Origin of the sequence: Rothia sp. HMSC069C10 (assembly GCF_001812205.1) — a bacterium.
Classification (GTDB): domain Bacteria; phylum Actinomycetota; class Actinomycetes; order Actinomycetales; family Micrococcaceae; genus Rothia; species Rothia mucilaginosa.
Map to the genome: position 1 here is coordinate 1 of NZ_KV808297.1, position 22,596 is coordinate 22,596.

A 22,596-nucleotide genomic window follows, 5' to 3' on the forward strand; every position below is an offset into this window, starting at 1 on the left:
CCAACCACACTCAACTCTGAAGAGCCCCTTAACGTCAATAAAGTTCATAGCTTGCAACTGTTGGTCAGGCTATTCGCTAGATGCATCCTTTGCAAATCATTAAGGTTCTCAGGGTCAGCTCCCCCGCCCCTAACACATAGAAAAAGACCTGGTGGATATTACTTTAATAATACCCACCAGGTCTTCTTCATCTAAAATTTTAAAAATTCCATTTACCTACATATGGAACATGCTATCAATATATAAATTAAAACAAATTTGACATACAACTAAATTCATTAACTACTTGCACCGCTTACATTTAATTTTTTAATGACAGATTCGAGCTCCTTAATAGCTTTCCCCAGTTGATCTGTTGTATATTTGTCATTCTTACGATTTTCTGGATGATGAACTGAATTTCTCACATAAACACAGAGAGGAACATTAAAAGGTTTATAAGACTTTACCTCATTTCCATTAACATCCTTCCTCACAGACTCCTTTAGCCAAATCTCAGTTGAATTTACACCACGCTCATTTAGACTCTTAATTATTTCATTTTCCCGTAAAGGCTTACCTTTATTGACCTTTACCTGAAAATGGCCATAAAGTTCATCCATAAATTCAACACTTGGAACACCGAAAACATAATAATTAATTGCATTCCATGAAATGTATGGCAAATTGCATTTGTTTAATTCAGTATATGCAAAAGTCCTTCCACCATTCTGATTATCACCAAAAATAATAACGGCAGAGTCATCAGGGCTGAAATTTTGTAACATATAGGGGGAATGTGTCACAAGGAGAACCTGTTGCTTTTTAGAAATTTCCCTTACTGCCTCGATCAACTTGATCTGAGCCCTCGGATGCAACCATGTTTCAGGCTCGTCCAAGCCAAAAGTAATACGATGAGGCTTATCAAAACCTCCTGTAGATTTCCTGGCATAAAGTTGCAGTAAGGCCAACATAAACGCCCTCTGCAACCCTGTGCCTTTATTTGCCAGGTCGGTTTCATCCTCCCCATTATTGCCATTAGATATAGAAACATATCCCGATTTGAGGAAAGAGGAGGTATCTGGCATTTCAAACATAAACTTTGCCTGAATACCAGTCGCATATTGCTTGGCAAGTATCTCACTCAGCTCTTTACCCAAACCAAACAGTGCGTCCTGAACACCACCATTGCCATTTTCAATAAATAAATTACGATGAGCTATGTTAAAACTGTCCCATAATTCGCGTGAAGCAATATCAGATATACATCCCGCAATAAGCTTTCCAAGAGTTTTTGTACCCGACATATCTGAATGGTCTCCCGGAGCTTCATCAGCATATATGAAATTTAAATCTAATAATTTTTTAAATGTCGCATCGATTCCCGTAGCATTTTCGTACTGTTTATTCTCCTGGTTCCAGAAAGCAACTTTTTTAGAATCAATATTTACTTTCTTCCCATTCTGAATAACAGATTCTTCTCTCGATTGGCGTCGCACTCGTAAAATTTGCCCCTCCCCGTTAGGGTCGTCAAATAGATATGTAGCTAGCTTTGCTAAAGATCCCTCTTGTAAAATTTCATCCCAATTATCTTCAGCAATATCTATAATAACTTTTGATAAATCTGTATTATTTGCATAAATTTTTGACTCATCCTTAGACGAAAAGCTCCTTATATAGTCAAGTGCGTGCATTACACTCGATTTACCGCTATTGTTTTCACCCACAAAATAATTTAAGCCCGGCGATAAGAAAATTTCTTCTTTTCCAGAGAAACAACGTATATTCTCTAGCTCAACGCGCTTGATGTACACAATACCTCCTTGTATAGTTACGAAATAATTAAAATAAGTTTCAGAAACATTTACCTGATAAGCTCCTCCTTAAAATTGCGAACAATAAACCCGTCACATAAGGTACTCATATACATCCAGACATCCTTATCCGAATCGTACAATTACCGGCACCTCCGAACGGCAACGAACGTTAGCACCATCACTTACACTAGCACGAAGACACCCGCCCGGACTAGGAAAAACTCCCGCACAACACAGCTTTCTACACCCAACCACACTCCCCCACCCGCGCCTCCCCAAAGCACACAAAGAAACCACCCCCTCCGCAGCTTGTCGCCGCAAAGGGGGTGGTTTCTATATATGAGTTAGACCAGAAAGCCTAGTACTACTCAGCAGCTTCAGTGCTGGGCTTAGGGTCTTCGTTCACGCGGTTGCGGATATGCTCCACAATACGTGCCACAGCCTCATCCACGGGCACACCGTTCTCCTGCTTGTTGCCGCGGAAACGGAACGAAACAGCGCCGTGCTCCGCATCCTCACCGCCAGCAATCAGAATGAACGGAACCTTCTCAGTAGACGCGGTACGAATCTTCTTAGTGAAGCGGTCCGAACCGTAATCCACTTCAACACGCACACCGTGCGCACGCAGCTTATCCGCGATCTCGGTCATGTAGTCGTTGAACGCCTCAGCCACCGGCACACCAATAACCTGGACCGGCGAGAGCCATGCCGGGAACGCACCCGCATAGTGCTCGGTCAGCACACCCAAGAAGCGCTCAATCGAGCCGAACTTCGCCGAGTGAATCATGACCGGCTCCTGCACGGTACCGTCAGCAGCCTGGTACTCCAGACCGAAACGGCTCGGCTGGTTGAAATCGTACTGCACGGTCGACATCTGCCAGGTACGGCCAATCGCGTCCTTCGCCTGAACCGAAATCTTCGGGCCGTAGAACGCAGCACCACCCGGATCCGGGACGAGCTCCAGGCCGGTCTCCTTCGCAACCTGCTCCAGAACCGCGGTAGCCGCCTCCCACTGCTCATCAGTACCGATGAACTTATCCTTCTTATCACCCTCAGTGTCGCGAGTCGACAGCTCAAGGTAGAAGTCAGTCATGCCGAAGTCCTCAAGCAGGCTCAGCATGAACTTCAACAGGTGACGCACCTCGTCCGGTGCCTGCTCCTTCGTCACATACGAGTGCGAGTCGTCCTGAGTAATCATGCGCACACGGGTCAGGCCCTGCAGCACGCCGGACTTCTCGTCACGGTACACGGTACCGAACTCGAAGAAACGCAGCGGCAGCTCACGGTACGAACGGCCACGAGAACGGTAAATCTCGTTGTGCATCGGGCAGTTCATAGCCTTCAGGCGGTAATGACCGTTATCCAGCTCCATGGGCGGGAACATGCCGTCCGCATAGTACGGAAGGTGACCAGAAGTGTAGAACAGGTCTTCCTTCGAAATGTGCGGAGTGCTGACGTACTGGAAACCCTCCTGAATGTGGCGGGTACGCACGTAGTCTTCCATTTCGCGCTTAATCACGCCACCCTTAGGGTGAATCACCGGCAGGCCGGGACCAATGTTCTTCGGGAAGGAGAACAGGTCCAGCTCACGGCCCAGGCGGCGGTGGTCGCGGCGCTCCGCCTCAGCGATGCGCTCCTTGTACGCCACCAGCTCGTCCTTAGTCGGCCAAGCGGTACCGTAAATACGCTGCAGCATGGGGTTCTTCTCAGAACCGCGCCAGTACGCGCCACCGGCACGCATCAGGGCGTAACCGTTAGCAATCAGCTTGGTGTTCGGCAGGTGCGGGCCGCGGCAGAGGTCCTTCCAGACGGTCTCGCCGGTCTTCGGGTGCACGTTGTCGTAAATGGTGATTTCACCCTCGCCGACCTCCACGGATGCGCCCTCGGCAGCATCCGCACCAGAACCGGGGCCCTGGGTCAGGGAGAGCAGCTCCAGCTTGTACGGCTCGTTCGCCATCTCGGCGACAGCCTCGTCGTGGGTGACCACGCGGCGGCGGAACAGCTGACCGGACTTGATGATCTTAATCATCGACTTCTCGATCTTCTTCAGATCTTCCGGGGTGAACGGCTCAGCCACATCAAAGTCAAAGTAGAAGCCGTCAGTAATGTACGGACCAATGCCCAGCTTGGCGTCCTTGCGGTACTCCTGCACCGCCTGCGCCATCACGTGCGCGGCGGAGTGGCGCAGAACGTTCAGGCCGTCCGGTTCGTGAATGAAAACCGGCTCAACGGAATCGCCAGCAGACAGCTCGTGGGAGAGATCAACCAGCACGCCGTTCACGCGTGCCACAACAATCTTCGGGTCGTCAGCGAACAGCTCAGCGGCAGTCTTCGCGGTGACCTCGCGCTCCTCACCAGAAACGCTAATAACAATTGCTGAAGAATCAGCGGCAGACATAAGTCTCCTTAACTCAGGCGCAAGCGTGCCACTCGGGGCGCCGCCGGTGCGCATACTATTCCGCACTGTACTGGTGCACGGACACACACCATCTTACAACGGCTCCCAGCCAACGCTCAGCTTGAGGGCAAACTAGTCCGCATGATGCTCACGCGTATGCTCATACACGTCAACCACAATGTGGCTAATATGGTCGTCCTTCAGACGGTAAATGGTGGTGCGGCCCTGCTGCTCACGGTCAATCACGTGCGCCTCACGCAGGATGCGCAGGTGGTGCGAGGCGAGCGGCTGCGAAATACCCAGGCAGGTGTGCAGTTCGCTCACGCTGTGCGGGCGGTGCATCAGGTGGTGCGCAATCGCCAGGCGTAGCGGGTTCGCGAGCGCAGAGAAAATCGCTACGGACGGGCCGAACTGTTCCTCCCAGTCTTTGGGGCCGCTGCCTTCGAGGAGGGGCGCGTTGGTGGGCGCCTCGTGGGTATGGTCCGATGCATGCTCGTGGGCATGGTCAGTGTGGGTGGTGTTAGTTTCGGTCTGGTCTGTGTGCTGGCTCTGAGTCATAGTATTTTCACCTTATGTACAGGAAAGGGGGCACGTCAAGGAAGTTACGCCTGTGCGGCGTGCTTTCTTGACGTGCCCCTCTCCCCTATGTGCACTAATACTGCAGGTGCGTCCGGCTAGCGGTTAGCGACTGCCACCTGCAGGTAACCTTCAGCGGACTTTACGCCCTTGTCGGTCACTGCGCGGTAGCGGACCAGCGGTGCGAAGCCCTGCTTATCCTTAGCGGATACCGCGATGCCCTGGGTGCCGTCGGGCAGGGTCACCACACGGTAAGTGCCGTATTCGTCGCTGTATGCGCTGACGGCCTGGCCGCGCTGGTTGAGCAGCTCCAGCTTCTTCACGGTTTCGCCGCGGCTGTATGCGCCGAAGGATGCTTCATCGTTGTTCAGGACTGCCACGTTCTGGGTGGTGCCCGAGTACAGGGAGACGGAGTCCTCACGCGCGATGGGGCTGTTCTTGTCAACCACGTGCACCTTCAGCGGAATCGAGTACAGCTGTGCGGCTGCGCCCCTCTTCGCCTTCACATCGGACATGCGTGCGGGTGCCTTGCCGGTGCGGTTCACGGTGATGTTCGTACCGTTGTCGCGGCGCAGATCCCAGGTGGTGCCGGTGACCTCGTGAGTGTTCAGATCGATCGAGTAGGTGCCGGTCTTGCCGTTGGAGGCAAAACGGATGCCGGTCTCCGCGCTGGAGAACTGGCCGCCAGCAGTGTTGACCTTCTCCTTGTTGACCCAGCGGCTGGGGCGGAAGTTCGGGGTCTGCTGGATTTCCTGGAAGTTGTAGTCGCGCGCGTAACGGTAGTTCGGGGAAACCTTGTGCGACTGGTGAACACTCTGCGCGACTGCGGTCTCGCCGGAGTAGACGGTGGCGTGGTGCTCGGCGGGCTGGTAGAACACGCCGGAGCCGGTGCCGGTCTTACCGTAGGAATCCGAGGGGTACTTGAACTTCACGGCGTCCGAAGCCTGGTTCACTGCCGCGTTCTGAGTCTCGGCGTCGCTGATGCGCACGGCCTTGGGGGTGCGCACGGCGGAGCGGCGCACGGTCACGGGGCGTGCAATCTTGTGCGCGTCAGCGTTCGAGTCGGCAGCCTGGTTGTTGCTCTGCGGCAGAACCTGGGTGCCCTCGCGGCGTGCAGTGTTCTCAGCGGACTCGGTGTAGTTCACGGGCATCCACTGCACCTGCTGCCAGGGGAACTGGTTGCCGGTGAAGCCGCTGGGCACGAAGTTCGCGAACATTGCCGCCAGCTGCGGGTCTTCCTTATACACGTTCTTACCCTGGCGGGCGTAGGGCGCGTAGGAGCTTGCCGCCTCCAGGTTGAATGCGTTGGTGAAGAGGTTGTGGTCCGTGAGGATGAAGCCGTATTCCTTCATTGCGGTCAGGATCATGCGGGTGAGCTGGTCGTCAGCGTGGCCGGTGTTTGCCAGGTGCTCTTCCACATCAAAGCTTGCGGGCAGGAAGCCACGCTGACCCGCGCGGGGTGCGTTCGGGTACTTGCTCGCGTCAATCTTGCCGTCGGTACCCTTCGCGGGGAAGGAGGAGACCAGTGCAGCGTAGTCAGCCGCGGTGATGGACACCATGTGGTTGATCTTGCCGGCCTTGAGCTCGTCCACACCAATCTGGGTGAGCTCATTTGCCAGGCCCACCACGGAGGAGGTGCCGTTCTTGAGGGTCAGCCAGTAGTTGTCTTCGCCCACGCCGCCGAAGTTCGGCTTAGCGAGCATGTAACCGCCGGAGGACACGTGGTAGGTTGCCGGGTAGTCAACCGCCACGGGAATGTCCACGGTGCCGCGGGTGCCTGCGGGAATCTTGTAGGTAATCTCGCCGGTGGTCTCGTTGATGGACGCGCCGGGCACGTTCTTCGCCAGGCGGAACTTCGCACCGCGAGCAATCGGGTAGGAGGTGCGGGCGTTGCCGGACTTCACGTCAATGCTGACGGGCGCCTTGATGGTGACGGTCTGGCCTGCGTTGCCGCGGCCAACGTTGTCGTACTGAATCTTGGCGCTCTTGGGGGTGGACGCGTTGCCGCCGCCGACCTGCACACGGGCGGTGCTGGTGTAGGTCTGTGCGTCTGCATCCTTGACGAACTTGAAGTAGGAGCGCCAGATGCCGGTCGCCTCGTCGTACAGGGCGACGGACTGGTCGCCGGAGAGGCCGTGGTCCTCGGCAAGCCAGTTCGGGATCGGGATGCCGCCGGTGAGGATGCGCTTGTTCTCTGCGTTGGCGTTGACGCGGCCATCGCGGGAGACGACCTCGACGTACTCCTGGTGCGGGTTCGCGGAGTTCACGGCGAGGGTCGGGATGTTTTCGTGGCCGCCGACGGTCTGGGTGCGAATCTTCTTGAGGGTACCGCCGTTGATGGCGGTGGTGACGGGGTGGTTGCCCGCATCGCCGCTGTATTCGAGGAAGGTGCGGCTAATTTCGCTGCTGTTGGGCGCGACGGCTTCGGTGCCGGTGAGCTTCTGGGCTGCGAAGGAGTCGCTGGCGAGCTTGCCGCTCAGCGGCGAGGTGTTCTCGGTGGTGGTCAGCTGCTCCTTGGTGAGGGAGGAGTTGACCGGTGCGAGAGTGTCAATGGTCTGTGCCTGCTGGTCGGGGTTCCAGTAGCAGGTCGGACCGGGCGCGACGTTGGTGATGTTCGCGAGGGTCGGCACGGTGCGGTAGCCTGCGTCGACGCAGGTGGTACCGGATACGTTGCGGGTGGAGGCGGTGGCACCGAAGGTCGCGGGGAGGTTCGCGCCGGTGATGACGGTTGCCAGTGCTGCGGAGGCAGCGATGGTGGCACGGCGGCGGTTTGTCGGGCGCTGTGCCGGATTTTTGGATGCAGTTGCGGTCATGTTTTTCTTCCGTTCGTGTCGGCTTGTTTGAGTGAGTGCGTTTGTATGAACAAACACGGACGTGAGTGAAATATGCATCTGAGGGTGTGCCCGGGTGGGCCCCGATCTTCTGGCAGGAATTCTCAGGAAACTCTCAGATAATCCCCATACCCTACATAGTCTTTTGGGCGAACGCAAAACGAGTTTGTGATTTGGGGCACCGATTTTTTGATAAAGGTTCAGGTTTAGACTCATATTTCTTTACACCTGTGTGCATTGATAGATGTTCAGGTTTTCGGAATTTGCACCGCAGTGTTTATGCTTTACCCCTAGTCAAGCGAGTATAGCTTCAGAAAAACGAAAAATGCGCACGGGAAACTAAACCCTCAACCTCAAAGTTCCCGGAATGACGCGCCAAAACGGTCTGTTGAATTTCTCACACGTGACCACAATTTGGGATTCCGCACCAAAGGTAGATATGGTCTCAGTCACTGAAACAGGGGCTTCTGTGAGCCCCGTCAACCATTTTTGAGTCGCAATCACCACCGGGAGCACCCCCTTGTTTCACCCCTATAGACCCACAAAACCCACCCAAAACCCTAAAATTCACGTAAAAGTTCAAAGTTTCTATGTGTTTGTCAGTGTGTAACCATGCATGCACCACACTCCCCCACGCAGGACGCCCTTCATTGTACATTCCAAGAATTCCAAGCCGCCCACCGGGAGCTTTAGAAAGCATAGAAACACCCCGCATGCGCCTCAAAAACACATGCGGGGTGCATAGATATTCATTTGTGGGTGCCTTGCGGTGCACCCAATAGCAGGTGCCGCACCCGCCTCTGTGGGTTCAGGTGGGTTCAATAGCGGTTACTCACAGAGCTACCGAATAGCTACAGCGCACCCGCCTCCGAGCAGACATTCACCAGTTCGCCAATACCCTCAATACGGGTGCGCACCGTCTGCCCCGGCTTCAACCACTGACGCGGATGCAGCGACAAACCAACCCCTGCCGGGGTACCCGTCGCCACCAGGTCACCCGGCTCCAGGGTCATAAACCGCGAAATATAGGACAGCAGCTGCGCCGGAGTGAACACCATATCCGCCGTCGTGCCGCGCTGACGCACCACACCATCCACCTCACAGACCAGCTCCAGGCCGGCAACCGGGTCAACCTCATCGGGGCTCACAATCACCGGACCAAACGGAGTCATCGCATCCCAGTTCTTACCCTGGAACCACTCCGAAGAACGACCCTGCCAGTCACGCACCGACACATCATTCATGACCGCGTACCCCATCAGAGCCTCAAGTGCCTGCTCCTCCGTGGCATTACGCAGGCGAGCGCCCACGACCAGGCACAGCTCAACCTCCCAGTCGACCTTCGTGCTGCCGGTGCCGTCGGCGGCGGGCATGCGGATCTGCTCGCCGGGGCCAATCAGCGCGTTCGGGAACTTCGCGAACAGCGCCGGATGCTCGGGCACCTCAAGGTTCATTTCCGCGGCGTGGTCGCGGTAGTTCAGGCCGGCGCACACAATCTTGCCGGGCTTATCCAGCGGGCGAATAAAGGGTAGGGAGTTCCATAGTTCCTCGCCGTGGCCCATGACGGTCGCGCCGTTCTCCTTCAGGATTGCCACGGCGTTCTTCGGGTCGCCAAAGTTCAGGCGGAACCGGCTGTAGAAATTCAGTAGCGGGCTGAGCTTCGCCGGAAGCTCGTACACGGTCTCTTCGAAGAAGCAGACCGCGCGGCTGCCCTTCGAGTCTTTAATCTGTGCCCAACGCATGGATGCTCCTTCGCTTCAGGTGGGGATATATCGAATAAGTTACGGATAAAAGTCAGAAATAAAACAACCTAGTGAAAACCGTTTTGGGCGTACACCTCAACGATGGCGTCTTCCAGGTCTTCCATGAGCAGGGCGGGGTTCGCGTCCTGCGCCGCGCCAACCGTGGCGGGGTCCAGCTCCATGCCGAGGGCACGGTACACATCCGCGGTGACCGCCCGCAGCGGCGCAGAGTCGGAGACCACGATGCCGGTGCTGAACCACCAACCGCCAGTCACCACACGCTGGGCGGTGCCAACCAGTTTAATGCGGCCACCACCTGCGGAGGCGGGAAGCTGCGCGTGCACCGAATACTCGCCGGGGCAGTACTCCCCCGGGATCTCGCCCATGCGCGCGTCCACGCCAACCTCGCGGAGCGCCTGCGCGTACATGGAACCGAACAGTTCGTAGCGTAGGGTGTTGCCGCTGCGGGCGTCGGAGGCGGGCTGAAAATGGTCCACGACCAGGCACCCCTGATGGTAGGCGGCGGCGTGCCCACCGACCTTACGCACCAGCACCTCGAAGCCGTGCTTGGCGCACGCCGCGGAGGCGGCCGCGAAGCCGGGGTTCAGTTCGTCACGGCGGCCGAACGCGACCGTCGGGTTCGGCTGATACATGCGTAGGGTAGCTTCACGCTGCCCGCTTGCCACCTCGCGGAGCATCTGCACCGTCTGGTCGTGGTGAATGAGGATATCGCCGGACTCGGGGCCGGTCTCTCGAATAATCTGCACGTTCCTATTTTACGGTTACGCCCGCCACAGCTCCTACGTCTCCCCACAATGCGAAAACGCCCACCCGGGTAGCTAAAACCTAGTAATCCCCCTCCCCCTCCGCTAGGGTAGAAGAAAGACCTAAAGCACCTTGGAGGATGCCGTGCATCAGGACCAGCACATCACCGCCCAAACCACCCCTCTGCCCAACTCCAACCCGGCCCTGACCGAACCGCAACCGCTCGGCGCGTTCCCCGCCGGTTTCCTCTTCGGAGGCGCCACCGCCGCCAACCAGTTCGAGGGCGCCTGGAACGAAGACGGCAAGGGCCCCAGCCTGCAGGATGTGCTGCCCGCCGGCGGCCTGTACCCGCGCACCGCGGAACCCACCGAGGACAACCTCAAGCTGGAGGGCATCGACTTCTACCACCGCTACCGCGAAGACATCGCCCTGCTCGCGGAGATGGGTTTCAAGGTCTTCCGCTTCTCCATCGCCTGGTCGCGTATCTTCCCCCGCGGCGACGAAGAAACCCCGAACGAGGCGGGCCTCGCCTTCTACGACCGCGTGCTCGACGAGCTCGAAAAGCACGGCATGGAACCGCTCATCACCCTCAGCCACTACGAAACCCCGCTGCACCTGGTCGAACAGTACAACGGCTGGACCAGCCGCGAACTCATCGGCTTCTACGAACGCTACGCCCGCACCGTGTTCGCCCGCTACGGCAAGCGCGTGAAGTACTGGCTGACCTTCAACGAAATCAACTCGATGCTGCACCTGCCGTTCATGTCCGGCGGCATTAACACCCCGGCGGATCAGCTCAGCGACGCCGACCTGTACCAGGCAATGCATCACGAACTGGTCGCCTCCGCACGCGCCACCGCTGCGGCACGCGAACTGGCGCCCGGCGCCCAGGTCGGCTGCATGATTCTTGCCATGCCCACCTACCCGCTCACCCCCGACCCCGCCGACGTACTCGCCGCCATGCAGACGGAGCAGGCGAACTTCGCGTTCGGTGACGTGCACGTGCGCGGCGCATACCCCGGCTACTTCCTGCGTGCCCTGCGTGAGAAGGGCGTGGAGCTGAACATCACCGAGCAGGACCGCGAGGACCTGAAGAACACCGTGGATTTCGTGTCGTTCAGCTACTACATGTCCACCTGCGCGACCGGCGACCCGGCACGAGGCGAACGCGGCGAAGGCAACATCCTCGGCGGCGTGGTGAACCCGACCCTACCTGCCAGCGAATGGGGCTGGCAGATTGACCCGACCGGCCTGCGCGTGGTCCTCAACCAGTATTGGGACCGCTGGCAGAAGCCGCTGTTCATCGTGGAGAACGGCCTGGGCGCCCGCGACGAACTGGTCGAGGTGAACGGTGAGCTCACCGTGGAGGACGACTACCGCATCGACTACCTGCGCCAGCACCTGCACGCGGTACGCGAGGCGATTGAGGACGGCGTGAACGTGCTCGGCTACACCACCTGGGGTTGCATCGACATGATTAGCGCCTCCACCGCGCAGATGTCCAAGCGTTACGGGTTCATCTACGTGGACCGCAACGACGACGGCACCGGCACCCTGGCGCGCTACCGTAAGAAGTCCTTCCACTGGTACCGCGAGGTGATTGCCAGCAACGGCGCGGAGCTTTAACTGGTAAGGCTCTAGAGGCTGTTCCTTATGCGGCAACCCTAGACGCTGAACCCCGCGAAAATCCCTGCACACGAAATCCGCAGCGCGTGAAACTCTCAGCCCGCGAAATTAGTACAGCAAAAGCCCCCGAGACTCCGAATCTCGGGGGCTTTCTACATGTCGTTATGCCTAGCGCGGGCGGCTCTAGTCTGTAGGCAAATCTAGTCCATAGGTAGGTCATTCAGGCTGGTGGACACGTACTCCCACCAGGTCGGCACCAACCCGGCATTCATCGCAACCCTCTGCGACAGCATGTGCGACGGGCTCGTACCGTAGAACGGTAGGTACCCTTCCGCCAGGGTCAGGCGTGCGGCATCTCGCACCAGGGCGCTCGCAATACCCGCGCCGCGGAAGGCGGGCAGCACGTCAATGCCAATCTGGCGCATAATCGGCGAATCGTCACTCAGGCCAACCATAGCGATAGGGTCTGCGAGCGCGGGGCTCTCCCCCGCCGCGGGTGCATCAGGTGTATCCCCATCCACCGGGTATGCGGCAAGCACCAGCACATCCGGGCGGGTCACGCTAAAGCCCAGCGCGTTCGAGTAGCGTTTATCCCCGCGGAAGCGCTCAAACTGTTCAGCGGCCAGCAGCTCCACGCGCAGGCGGGTTACGCGCGCCTGCATGTCCTGCGGGTCGGCCTCAAGCGCCCCCGCGGAGGCGTTTGCCTCCCTGCGGATGCTGCGCTCGCCCGTGATTTCGGCGAGCAGCGCAACCTTCAGCTCGGCGGGGTCAACGCGGCGCATCATACCCACACCGGGCACGGCGCACTTGACCTCCTGCGCCTGCACGCCCTCGGGTACGACCGAGTTCAGCAGGGCGCGGCCGGGCGTGTAGTAGATGCTCGTGCCGCTGACCTGCTGGGTGTAGGGGGTGAGCAGTTCGTTGAGCTGGCGCAGCTGCGCGTAATCGCCCAGCCAGTTCGACTGGTCGCCGAGCATGTAGTCGATGGCCTTGTCCAGCACGCGCGGATGCTTGGCGCAGAGAATGCCGACACTCGCGTAGTTGGCGACGCGCAACTCCCAGATGTCGTCGTTGCGGCGGCGTGCGGCACCCATCTTCTCGGAGGGAGGCTGCACGGTGGCGAGCAGCGGCAGGCTCTCGGCGTCCGGGTAGTCGCGTAGCTCTTCGAGGGCGCGGCTAATCGAGCCAGGCGCCTGGCAGAAGTCCGCCTCCAGCTGGGTGTGCAGGATGTGCCGCGCACGGTCCGCGGTGGTCACAGCGCCACGGTTCATAGCGCCACGGGTTGCCTGAGCTCCCCGCGTGGGTTCGGTTCCTTGAGTATCAGTCACGTAGGTTTCCTCTAGGGCAAATTTTTGACTAGTTCAGAATCTCGGCTAGCTCAGGATTTCAGCAAGGAACGCGCCGGTGTGCGAGCCCTTCACCTGAGCCACCTGTTCCGGGGTTCCTTCGGCGATGACGGTGCCGCCGCCGCTACCGCCTTCGGGGCCCATGTCGATAATCCAGTCGGCGCACTTGACCACGTCCAGGTTGTGCTCGATGGTGATGACGCTATTGCCCTTGTCCACCAGCGATTGCAGCACGGCGAGCAGCTTGCGGATGTCTTCAAAGTGCAGGCCGGTGGTCGGCTCGTCCAGCACGTAGATGGAGCGGCCGTTGGAGCGCTTCTGCAGTTCGGTTGCGAGCTTCACGCGCTGCGCTTCACCGCCGGAGAGGGTGGTTGCGGGCTGGCCCAGGCGAATGTAGCCCAGGCCCACGTCCACGAGGGTGTTCAGGTGGCGCGCAATCGGGGTGAACGCAGCGAAGAACTCTGCGGCTTCTTCCACGGGCATTTCGAGTACGTCGGCGATGGTCTTGCCCTTGTAATGCACTTCGAGGGTTTCGCGGTTGTAGCGCTTGCCGTGGCAGGTTTCGCAGGGCACGTACACGTCCGGCAGGAAGTTCATTTCAATCTTCAGGGTGCCGTCGCCGGAGCAGTCCTCGCAGCGGCCGCCCTTGACGTTGAAGGAGAATCGACCCGGGGTGTAGCCGCGCATTTTCGCTTCGCTGGTCTCTGCAAACAGCTTGCGGATGTGGTCGAACACGCCGGTGTAGGTGGCGGGGTTCGAACGCGGGGTACGACCGATGGGCGACTGGTCCACGTGAATGACCTTGTCCAGGTGCTCCAGGCCGTCGATGCTCTTGTGGCGGCCGGGCACCTGCTTGGCGCCATTGAGCTTGTTCGCCAGAGAGGTATACAGAATGTCGTTGACGAGGGTCGATTTACCCGAGCCGGACACACCGGTCACCGCGGTGAACACGCCCAACGGGAAGGACACAGTCACGTTCTTGAGATTGTTTTCGCGGGCGCCGCGCACGATCAGCTGACGTTCCTTGTCCACGGGGCGGCGGGATGCGGGCACCTCAATGCTGCGGCGGCCAGCCATGTAGTCGCCGGTAATGGACTTGGTGTTCTTCAGCAGCTCCTCAAAGCTGCCGGAGTGTACGATTTCGCCGCCGTGCTCGCCGGCGCCGGGTCCTACGTCCACGATCCAGTCGGCTTCGCGCATGGTGTCTTCGTCATGCTCAACCACAATGAGCGTGTTGCCCATGTCGCGCAGCTTAGTCAGGGTTTCGATGAGGCGGCGGTTATCGCGCTGGTGCAGACCGATGGAGGGCTCATCGAGCACGTAGAGCACGCCGACCAGGCCGGAACCAATCTGGGTTGCGAGGCGGATGCGCTGCGCCTCACCGCCGGAGAGCGTACCGGCGGAGCGTGAGAGGGTCAGGTAGTCCAGGCCCACGTCCAGCAGGAACTGCAGGCGCGCGTCAATTTCTTTGAGGACCTGTTCGCCAATCTTGGCTTCGCGGGCGCTGAGCTGCAGACCGCGCACGAAGGCGAGCGCGTCAGCCAGGGACAGGTCGGTAATGTCTGCAATGGACTTGCCGCCGACCTTCACGCCGAGGATGGTCGGGTTTAGGCGCGCGCCACCGCAGGAGGGGCAGGCGACCTGGCGCATGTACTGTTCGTAGCGGTCGCGGGCAAAGTCCGATTCGGTTTCTTCGTGCTTGCGCTTGATGTACGCCTTCACGCCTTCGAATCCGGAGGTGTAACGACGTTCGCGGCCGAATCGGTTACGGTAGGACACCTCAACCTTGTAGTCTTTGCCGTCCAGGATGGCGGCGCGGGTCTTGGCGGGCAGGTCCTTGAAGGGGGTGTTCAGGTCAAAGCCGAGCTCCTCCCCCAGGCCTGCGAGCAGGCGCAGCCAGTATTCGGTGGTTGCTTTGCCCTGCGACCAGGGTGCGATAGCGCCCTCGCCGAGGGTCAGGTCGGGGTTGGGTACGAGCAGTTCGGTGTCTACTTCCAGGCGCGAGCCGATGCCGTCGCAGGCGCTACATGCGCCGAACGGCGAGTTGAAGGAGAAGGCGCGCGGCTCGATGGTGTCGATCTGCAGCGGGTGGTTGTTGGGGCAGGCGAGGTTTTCGCTGAAGGAGCGGGTGCGTTCGGGGTCGTCCTGCTCGCGGTCCACGAAGTCGATGAGTACGCGGCCGTCGGCGAGCTTGAGCGCGGTTTCGATGGAGTCGGTCAGGCGCTGGTGAATACCGTCCTTAATGACGATGCGGTCGACGACCACCTCGATGGTGTGCTTGTACTGTTTGGCGAGCTTGGGCGGGTCGGAGAGCTGCACGGTTTCGCCGTCCACGCGGGCACGCGAATAGCCCTGGGTGAGCAGGTCCTTGAAGAGGTCTACGAACTCGCCCTTACGTGCACTGACGACGGGCGCGAGGATCTGCAGGCGGGTGCGTTCGGGGTACTCCTGCAGAATGTCCACGATCTGCTGCGGGGTCTGCTGGGTGATTTCTTCGCCACATTCGGGGCAGTGCGGGTGGCCGATGCGCGCCCAGAGCAGACGCATGTAGTCGTAGATTTCGGTGATGGTACCGACGGTTGAGCGCGGGTTCTTGGAGGTGGACTTCTGGTCGATAGACACCGCCGGGGAGAGGCCCTCGATGAAGTCTACGTCGGGCTTGTCGACCTGTCCGAGGAACATACGCGCGTAGGAGGACAGCGACTCGACGTAGCGGCGCTGACCTTCCGCAAAGATGGTGTCGAAGGCGAGGGAGGACTTACCGGAGCCGGAGAGGCCGGTGAAGACGACCATCGCATCACGCGGAATGGTGAGGTCTACGTTCTTGAGGTTGTTTTCGCGGGCACCCTGAACCCGGATACTGGTCAGGTCGTTCGCTTTGAGTGCGGTGCTACCGTGTGCCGGGCGGGGTGTCATCGAAAATCCTTTCGTCTTATCTTCGAACTTAAATTCTACACCCTCACGCCTTTCACCAGCGGGATTATGCGGCCGGTGAAGGCATGAGGGTGCAGTACTTATATGAGGTGGACTGTCAGGCGCGGTTTACCAGCCGCGGGTTCCCCACTCTTCCAGGTGGGGGCGCTCGTCGCCAAGGGTGGTGGAGCGGCCGTGGCCGGGTAGCACGATGGCGTCATCTTCGAAGCCGCCGAAGAGCTTTTCGAGCACGTTGGAGAAGAGCTCACCGAACTGCTGCAGGGAGTCGGTCTTACCCACGCCGCCGGGGAAGAGAGTGTCGCCGGTGAACAGCAGGGTTGCGGGGGTACCGTCTTCCCAGGTGGCTTCGAGGGTGTAGACGATGGATCCGGGGGTGTGGCCGGGCACGTGCAGGGCGCGGATGACGGTGTCGGAGAGGTAGAAGTCGAAGCTTTCGCCGCCGGTCAGTTCTTCTTCGACGGTGTAGTCTTCCAGTTCCTTAATCTCAGCAGCGTCAGCTGCACCCGCGGAGGTCACGGCACCGGTGAGGTGGTCGAGATCCTTAATAGCGCGGATGTGGTCCCAGTGGCCGTGGGTGACCAGGATGCCGGTCAGACCGATTGCGCGGGGCCTGATGGAGTTGAAATCCTCTTCCTTCTCCATGACGCGCACGCGGCGTTCTTCGCCGTCTGCCAGTTCAAGCTGCGGGCAGTCATTCAGGAGCGCGTCGAGAGTGAAAGCGTAGAGTTCTTCTGCGTCGTCTGCAGGGTCGATGAGCACCTGCTCGCCGGTGGCGCGCATGGTGATGAGGTAGACGCTGTTGTCCATCTCGGAGACGCTGAACGCACGGACGGTCAGTTCGGGGTTCTCGAAGATGAGGGTGGGTTCGGGGTAAGTAGTCATAGTTCCAGTGTAGGGGTTGTGACCGCACAGCATGCGCCTATGCGGTTCGCTCCCCTATCAGCGCATTCGGCGTTGAACGCGCGGGATACATGTGCGGGTTGTATGTATAGGATGCACAGGGAACAGATTCTGGAGCACGCTCGGTACGGATTGGGTTCAGCGCGGATTAGGTTTCGGCTGGATCCCGCCCGGCTGAGGTTCCACTGAAATTCAAAAGTTAAACAGAGAAGCGACTGCGCATCGATACACAGTCGCTTCTCATGACACCCAGGGGTATCTATCACTCACTCAAACACAAGCAACCCGAGGACTTTGGAAATCTCACGATTACTTGATGACTCAATAGTAGCGAACTTTTTGGGGGCTGTTTTACCACCCAATTTGGTACGGAGAGCCTGATTTAGTGACCCGCGCCTCATTGTAATCATTCTGTAATAAAAACAGGTGTTTTTTAGGGTATCCATACGTACCAATTTCATTTTTTTCGAGTTTTAGCGTGACTTATTTCACTCAAAATAATTTTAGAATTTCCCTCTTTTGGCACTTCGGTGCACCTTTAACTTAAGCTCCACACTCGGCAACCCCAAAGGTTCAATACCCAGTTTTAGCCTGGTATTCTGCGGAAGTAGAGGGTTAAGGTGAAAGTATCTTCAAGTACTTGCAACTTCATGAGCGGGAAAAAATATACTGCTCACCGTTCAAAATCTGCACAATTATTCGCGCGAGGGCAAAATCAATTGGTCTGTTTTATCCCTGTAGGCACCCTCTAAAGTAGAGGTTTTATTACAAAACAATAACATCAGCCCCACTTTCAGGTTCACTGAGTGCACCCGTTAAAACCCCTTTCAAAAAGCAAAATACCTAGTCAATGCCGTATTTTCACAAAATGCAAGACAGTGTGTCACTAAAAAATCAACCTCTACAGATTGTTTAATAAAACCTGACCTTCAAGCACAAATAGAGCCCAATTATTAACCAGCACGTACCAATTCCGCCCTCAAAACAGGCGCTCTAGAAGCCTCAATGAAAGATTGAAAGACCCCTCCACTAGGGGTTTCAGAATCCTTCACTCCCCCCGGTTGCAGCCTAGTTTCATTCTGTTTTCAAGAGCTCCGCTCCCCCGCCCTCAAGCGTTGCACACCTCGTATTCGCCCCTCATGCTTCCATGTATCTGGGGCAGAGCATTCCACAAAAGCACCATAGGGCACAGCAAAGGCAGCGTTCCTCCCCCGCTGTGGGGAAGGAGCGCCGCCTCCACTAGCTATAAATCAGCTGGAACAGCCGCCTTAGGACAGGCCGACCATCACGCCGTTCTCGTCGAAGCCGATGCGCTCAGCTGCGGGGCTCTTGCTCAGACCCGGCATAGTGCGCATGGTGCCGCAGATAGCGTAGACGTAGCCTGCACCTGCAGCCAGGCGAACCTCGCGCACGGGCAGAGTCCAGCCGGTCGGTGCGCCCTTCAGAGTTGCATCCGAAGAGATGGACAGGTGGGTCTTCGCGATAACCACGGGCAGGTGCGAGTAGCCCAGCTCAGCGAAACGCTTCAGCTGCTTAGCGGCGGCGGGAGCGATGGAGATGCCGTCCGCGCCATAGACCTTGGTCGCAACCTTCTCAATCTTGGTCTCGATGGAGTCCTCAAGATCGTAGGTGTACTTCAGATCCGAAACGTCGTCACATGCCTCAGCAACCACGTCCGCCAGGTCGGTGGTGCCCTTACCGCCCTCAGCCACACCGCGGTGGATAGCGACGCGAGCACCGGCTTCCTCAGCAATACGGCGGATGGTCTCGTGCTCGGACTCGAAGTCGGTCGGGAAGGCGTTGATTGCCACGACCGGCTGAACACCGAAGTTGCGCACAATCTCGATGTGCTTCTTCAGGTTCTCTGCGCCCTTCTCCACGTCGGAGGGGCTTTCCTGCAGCATGCCTTCGGGCAGGGGCTTGCCCGGAACGATCTTGTACAGGCCGGAGTGGGACTTCAGGGAGCGCACGGTTACGACGAGCACTGCTGCGTCCGGCTTCAGGCCGGAGACGCGGCACTTGACGTTGAAGAAACGCTCCGCACCCATATCGGCACCGAAGCCAGCCTCGGTAATCACGTAGTCGGAGTACTCCAGACCAACGTAGTCGGCGACCACGGAGGAGTTACCGGTTGCGATGTTGCCGAAGGGGCCCGCGTGAATCAGTGCGGGGGTGTGCTCCAGGGTCTGCAGCAGGTTCGGGTTGATTGCGTCTGCCAGGATGACGGACATTGCGCCGTCAGCCTTCAGATCGGCTGCGGTGACGGGCTCGCCGTCGTAGTTCAGGCCGATCACAATCTTTGCCAGGCGCTCGCGGAGGTCCTTGAAGGAGGTTGCCAGCGAGAGAATCACCATGATTTCGGAGGCGCTGGTGATGTCGAAACCGGTCTCGCGGACCACGCCGTCCATGCGTTCGCCCAGGCCCACGACGATGTTGCGCAGGGAGCGGTCGTTCATGTCGATAACGCGGCGCCACTCGATTGCGCGCGGGTCGATGCGCAGCTCGTTGCCGTGGTGCAGGTGGTTGTCGATCATGGCGGCAAGCAGGTTGTGTGCTGCGGTGACGGCGTGGAAGTCGCCGGTCAGGTGCAGGTTCAGCTTCTCCATGGGAACGATCTGGGAGTAGCCGCCGCCTGCTGCGCCGCCCTTGATGCCGAAGGTCGGGCCCATTGCGGGCTGACGCAGAGCCAGGATTGCCTTGCGGCCGGTCTGTGCGAAGCCCTGTGCGAGGGAGACGGAGGTTGCGGTCTTACCTTCACCGAGCGGGGTGGGGGTGACTGCGGTAACCACGATGTACTTGGAGCCGCGCTTGCGGGCAGTCTCTGCGTTGGTGGTTTCGTCGAGGAGGACCTTAGCGACATACTTGCCGTAGGGTTCAAGGCGATCTTCGCTGATGCCGTTGTCTGCTGCGATCTTGTTAATAGGCCAAAGATCGGCGGCAAGTGCGATTTCGAGGTCGGAAGGGAAAGGCTTCTTCGTCATTGTCATCCTTCGAGTTGTACGAATCATGCTCTTTTATTCTATGCCTTGGCTCACTCATTTGTCCCTCACCTCGCCGGAAGGTGGCAAATAAACCCAATTTTTAATGCACTAATCCCCGCAACCGGTGCCCTCCGCTCACGTGGAGCGGCAGGGTCGGTGCGGGGATTAGTAGCGCATACACGCCGGGCTGCCGGTACAGGAGCCGGTATAGGAACCGGTGCTACAGCAGGTATTACGGCATGGTCAGCAGAACCTTGGTGGCGGTACGCTGGTCCATTGCCTCGTAACCCTTAGCCGCCTCGTCAATGGGCAGAACCATGTCGAAGACGCGGCCGGGCTCAATTTCGCCCTTGTAAATCAGGTCGATGAGGGTCGGCAGGTACTTGCGCACGGGGGCGGGGCCACCCTCCAGGTGAACCTGCTTGCCGAAGAGCTTATCGGTGCCGATGGAGCTGTCGTGCGGCACGCCCACGAAGCCGATGTAGCCGCCGTGGCGTACGCAGCCGAGAGCCTGGTCGAAGGACTGCTGGGTGCCAACAGCCTCCGCGACGCCGTGTGCGCCCACGCCGTCGGTGAGCTCCATGACCTTGGCGATGCCCTCTTCGCCGCGCTCTTCCACGATGTGGGTTGCGCCGAATGCCTTAGCGAGCGCCTGACGTTCGGGGTTGCGGGACATGATGATGATCTTCTCCGCGCCGAGCTGCTTAGCGCCGATGACTGTGCTCAGGCCGACTGCGCCGTCGCCAACAACGACGATGGTCTTGCCGGGGCCTGCCTTCGCGGCGTCCGCTGCGTACCAGCCGGTGCCGAGCACATCGGATGCCGCCATCAGGTGCGGGATCTGCTCTGCGGTGGGTGCGGCGGGGGTCTTGACGAGGGTGCCGTCTGCGAAGGGTACGCGGGCGTATTCTGCCTGGGTGCCGTTGGAGCGTGCGCCGATGAAGGCGTCGCCTGTTGCGATTGCCTTGAGGCAGCGGGAGGGGTAGCCTGCGGTGCAGGTTTCGCATTCGCCGCAGGAGATGCAGAAGGAGCCTACGACGAAGTCGCCGGGGGCTACGGTGGTGACCTCGGAGCCTACTTCGACGACTTCGCCGATGTATTCGTGGCCCATTGCCCGGTGGTCGACGGGCTGTGCGCCGCGGTAGGGCCACAGGTCGGAGCCGCAGATGCAGGATGCTGCGAGCTTGATGATGGCGTCGGTGGGTTCGAGCAGGGTCGGCTTGTCGACTTCGTTGACGACGACCTTGCCGGGGGCTTCCATAACAACTGAACGCATGATGTTCCTTTCAAATCTGCGTTGATGGTTAGTCGTATCAGAGTACGCCCCACACCCCGATATATCAATAATTTTTTATGCTACGGGGTGAAGGTAAAAATTCCGACAACCGGAACCAGAACAACCGCTCCTACTCCCCTGCTTCTCCGCCGCTTCTCTGCTGCCTCTCCCCCGCTTCCGCACCGCATCCCGGCACGCTAAATAGCCCGGTTAAATGGCGGAACCCCCGCGCATCCACAGTGGACACGCGGGGGTTCCGCTCGGTTTATTCAGCCTTATATCTGAAGGCGAGAAGGGTGCTTAGAAGTCCCAGTCCTCGTCCTCGGTGTTCACGGCCTTACCGATCACGTAGGAAGAGCCGGAACCGGAGAAGAAGTCGTGGTTCTCATCCGCGTTCGGGGACAGCGCCGACAGGATCGCCGGGGACACGTTAGTCACGGACGCCGGGAACATCGGCTCGTAGCCCAGGTTCATCAGAGCCTTGTTAGCGTTGTAGTGCAGGAACTTCTTCACGTCCTCACTCCAACCCACACCGTCATACAGGGAGTGGGTGTACGCCACCTCGTTCTCGTACAGTTCGTACAGTAGGTTGAAGGTGTACTCCTTCAGCTCTGCCTGACGCTCCGCGGACTCCTTCGCCAGGCCGCGCTGGAACTTGTAGCCAATGTAGTAGCCGTGCACTGCCTCGTCACGAATAATCAGACGAATCAGGTCAGCGGTGTTGGTCAGCTTCGCGTGCGAAGACCAGTACATGGGCAGGTAGAAGCCCGAGTAGAACAGGAAGGACTCCAGCAGAGTGGAGGCGACCTTCTTCTTCAGCGGGTCGTCACCGGTGTAGTAGGACAGAACAATCTTCGCCTTCTTCTGCAGGTGCTCATTCTCAGCAGCCCAGCGGAACGCCTCGTCAATCTCCTTAGTGGAGGCGAGGGTCGAGAAGATTGAGGAGTACGACTTTGCGTGCACGGACTCCATGAACGCAATGTTGGTGTACACGGCCTCTTCGTGCGCGGTCACAGCGTCCGGCAGCAGGGACACAGCACCGACAGTACCCTGGATGGTGTCCAGCAGGGTCAGACCGGTGAAGACGCGCATGGTCAGCTGCTTCTCTTCCTCGGTCAGAGTCTTCCAGGAGGGCACGTCGTTGCTCAGCGGCACCTTTTCCGGCAGCCAGAAGTTACCGGTCAGACGATCCCAAACCTCAAGGTCCTTCTCGTCCTCAATACGGTTCCAGTTGATAGCCTCGACCACGTGGTCGACGAGCTTCACCTTTTCGCTCATTAGTAATTCTCCGATTCTTAAGGGGCGGTTACGGTGCCACGCGCGGCCAGCCAGTCGCGCAGGCGGTTTGCGTGTTTACCGTAACCGCCCCTTCCAGTCTTTAGTTATAGTGTGCCAGCTCAGGCTGAATGCGTCACAGCATTCGGG

Annotated in this window: 13 protein-coding genes; 1 reads left to right on the plus strand and 12 read right to left on the minus strand. The window is 58.7% G+C overall.

The window, feature by feature from the left end; genetic code table 11:
- Window positions 1-278 precede the first annotated feature (278 nt).
- From HMPREF2842_RS02360 to HMPREF2842_RS02385, 6 genes are all read right to left on the minus strand, one after another.
- Window positions 279-1,793 (minus strand): ATP-dependent nuclease, encoded by a 1,515-nt coding sequence (locus tag HMPREF2842_RS02360; protein WP_070642431.1) that lies wholly within the window; start codon window positions 1,791-1,793, stop codon window positions 279-281.
- 367 nt (window positions 1,794-2,160) lie between these two features.
- Window positions 2,161-4,194, minus strand: a complete 2,034-nt coding sequence (gene thrS, locus HMPREF2842_RS02365) for a threonine--tRNA ligase (RefSeq protein ID WP_070642434.1) — start codon at window positions 4,192-4,194, stop codon at window positions 2,161-2,163.
- Window positions 4,195-4,326: 132 nt separating this feature from the next.
- A complete protein-coding gene (locus HMPREF2842_RS02370; RefSeq protein WP_049356821.1) occupies window positions 4,327-4,752 on the minus strand; it encodes an ArsR/SmtB family transcription factor in 426 nt (141 codons plus the stop codon).
- A 116-nt stretch (window positions 4,753-4,868) separates the two neighbouring features.
- A complete protein-coding gene (locus HMPREF2842_RS02375; RefSeq protein ID WP_070642437.1) occupies window positions 4,869-7,583 on the minus strand; it encodes a Rib/alpha-like domain-containing protein in 2,715 nt (904 codons plus the stop codon).
- 869 nt (window positions 7,584-8,452) lie between these two features.
- Window positions 8,453-9,343: a fumarylacetoacetate hydrolase family protein gene (locus HMPREF2842_RS02380; protein ID WP_070615825.1), complete on the minus strand. Its 891-nt coding sequence runs from the start codon at window positions 9,341-9,343 to the stop codon at window positions 8,453-8,455.
- A gap of 68 nt (window positions 9,344-9,411) precedes the next feature.
- Window positions 9,412-10,110: a lipoate--protein ligase family protein gene (locus HMPREF2842_RS02385; protein ID WP_005508794.1), complete on the minus strand. Its 699-nt coding sequence runs from the start codon at window positions 10,108-10,110 to the stop codon at window positions 9,412-9,414.
- A 142-nt stretch (window positions 10,111-10,252) separates the two neighbouring features.
- Between HMPREF2842_RS02385 and HMPREF2842_RS02390 the strand changes: the two genes are divergently transcribed.
- Window positions 10,253-11,734 (plus strand): glycoside hydrolase family 1 protein, encoded by a 1,482-nt coding sequence (locus HMPREF2842_RS02390; protein ID WP_005508795.1) that lies wholly within the window; start codon window positions 10,253-10,255, stop codon window positions 11,732-11,734.
- Window positions 11,735-11,934: 200 nt separating this feature from the next.
- On the opposite strand, the gene HMPREF2842_RS02395 is transcribed toward HMPREF2842_RS02390, so the two are convergent.
- The 6 genes from HMPREF2842_RS02395 to nrdF all read right to left on the minus strand — a co-directional run bounded on the left by HMPREF2842_RS02395 (window position 11,935) and on the right by nrdF (window position 22,449).
- Entirely contained in the window at window positions 11,935-13,062 is a 1,128-nt protein-coding gene (locus HMPREF2842_RS02395; RefSeq protein ID WP_070642440.1) for a GNAT family N-acetyltransferase, read from the minus strand.
- A gap of 45 nt (window positions 13,063-13,107) precedes the next feature.
- Window positions 13,108-15,996: an excinuclease ABC subunit UvrA gene (gene uvrA / locus HMPREF2842_RS02400; RefSeq protein WP_070642446.1), complete on the minus strand. Its 2,889-nt coding sequence runs from the start codon at window positions 15,994-15,996 to the stop codon at window positions 13,108-13,110.
- Between the two features lie 126 nt (window positions 15,997-16,122).
- Window positions 16,123-16,896, minus strand: a complete 774-nt coding sequence (locus HMPREF2842_RS02405; protein ID WP_070642449.1) for an MBL fold metallo-hydrolase — start codon at window positions 16,894-16,896, stop codon at window positions 16,123-16,125.
- A gap of 1,286 nt (window positions 16,897-18,182) precedes the next feature.
- Window positions 18,183-19,895 (minus strand): formate--tetrahydrofolate ligase, encoded by a 1,713-nt coding sequence (locus HMPREF2842_RS02410; RefSeq protein WP_005508799.1) that lies wholly within the window; start codon window positions 19,893-19,895, stop codon window positions 18,183-18,185.
- A 232-nt stretch (window positions 19,896-20,127) separates the two neighbouring features.
- Window positions 20,128-21,171 (minus strand): zinc-dependent alcohol dehydrogenase family protein, encoded by a 1,044-nt coding sequence (locus HMPREF2842_RS02415; protein WP_070642452.1) that lies wholly within the window; start codon window positions 21,169-21,171, stop codon window positions 20,128-20,130.
- A gap of 300 nt (window positions 21,172-21,471) precedes the next feature.
- Window positions 21,472-22,449 carry a class 1b ribonucleoside-diphosphate reductase subunit beta gene (gene nrdF, locus HMPREF2842_RS02420; protein ID WP_049342043.1) on the minus strand — a complete coding sequence of 326 codons (978 nt, stop codon included), beginning with the start codon at window positions 22,447-22,449 and terminating at the stop codon, window positions 21,472-21,474.
- Window positions 22,450-22,596: the final 147 nt, after the last annotated feature.